The following is a 1,010-nucleotide window of genomic DNA, read 5'->3' as shown; positions in this document are numbered from 1 at the left end:
AGCAAATAAAACAGGGAGTAGGGAGTAGGGAGTAGGGAGTAGGGAGTAGGGAGTAGGGAGTAGGGAGTAGGGAGTAGGGAGTAGGGAGTAGGGAGTAGGGAGTAGGGAGTAGGGAGTAGGGAGTAGGTAACTAGTGATTAGTTATTGGTCAAAACTGTTAGACGTTATTTGATAGCGTTTATTGCATTTATGAGGTACGCTTATCAGCCTGAAAGTCCCCCTTAATAAGGGGGATTTAGGGGGATCCCTTTGTCCTTCATGGGAGAGAGAATTGCTAGATAACTCATCACTCAATTTCATCAGCCTTAAATTGCTGTTGATTCAGATAATAATAATGTCCCCGTTTTGCCATTAACTCTTTATGGGTTCCCCTCTCAATCAATACTCCTCTATCCATCACTAAAATTAAATCCGCATTCCGGACTGTAGATAAGCGATGAGCAATGACTAATGTTGTCCTCCCTTTGAGAATCTGATTTAAATTATTCTGAATAATCCGTTCGGATTCGGCATCTAAATGGGAGGTGGCTTCATCTAAAACTAATAACTTAGGATTCCCTAATAAAGCTCTTGCGATCGCAATCCGTTGCCGTTGTCCACCAGACAACATTCCTCCCCCTTCCCCAATCTGGGTTTCATAGCCCATGGGCAACTGTTTAATAAATTCATCAGCACCCGCTAATCGTGCTGCTTCCATAATCTCGTCTAAACTAGCAGCGGGATGACCTAAGCTAATATTTTCCCGAATGGTTGCACCAAACAAAAACGTATCTTGGTCTACTACTCCCACTTGCGATCGCAAAGACCCTAAGGACAAACTCGTAATATCGAGTTGATCAATTAAGACTTTACCATCCGTAGGAGGATACAATCCCAATATCAATTTAGAAATCGTAGTTTTCCCAGACCCACTGCGTCCCACTAGGGCTACCATTTGTCCTGGTTTCACTTCAAAGGAAAGATTTTCCAGTACATTTATCTCACTTTCTGGGTGATAGCGAAAGGTTACA

General features: G+C 42.9%; 1 protein-coding gene. It reads right to left on the bottom strand.

What is annotated here, in order from left to right; genetic code table 11:
- Nucleotides 1–286: 286 nt before the first annotated feature.
- Nucleotides 287–1,010, bottom strand: a 724-nt coding sequence (locus F6K53_RS45500) for an ATP-binding cassette domain-containing protein (RefSeq protein ID WP_293087831.1), incomplete at its 5' end; no start/stop codon positions are given.

It is taken from the genome of Moorena sp. SIO4A1, assembly GCF_010672065.1.
Classification (GTDB): Bacteria; Cyanobacteriota; Cyanobacteriia; order Cyanobacteriales; family Coleofasciculaceae; genus Moorena.
The sequence above is the reverse complement of the archived record's forward strand: the minus strand, read 5'-3'. Positions and strand labels throughout refer to the sequence as shown.